The 274-nt window shown below is 44.2% G+C and carries 1 protein-coding gene; it reads left to right on the top strand.

Translation table 11 applies throughout. The features are described 5' to 3' along the window. The coding region (locus tag C1E99_RS03950) for a pneumococcal-type histidine triad protein (protein ID WP_161951145.1) at nt 1-274 on the top strand (274 nt) is incomplete at both ends.

The raw sequence follows: 274 nt of genomic DNA, 5'->3' as shown, positions 1-274 counted from the left end.
TATATCTTTGATATTGCACCGCTTGCAGAAGGAGATCTTACGCCAGCCATGTTGGTCGGTATGGATCAAATTCCGATGAAGGGAGCGAATGCGACCTATGATACTGGACAATCCTTTATTATTCCACACATTGATCACATCCACGTCCTACCTTACACATGGTTGAGTAAGGAACAAATTGCAACGATCCGCTATATCATGCAACATCCTGAAATTCGTCCATCTGCTTGGACTACAAGTGGACATGGTGATGGAGAAGCAACGGATCTTGTTC

The sequence above is a fragment of the Streptococcus suis genome (assembly GCF_002964045.1).
Lineage (GTDB): Bacteria > Bacillota > Bacilli > Lactobacillales > Streptococcaceae > Streptococcus > Streptococcus suis_U.
This window is presented reverse-complemented; position numbering and strand designations above follow the sequence as displayed.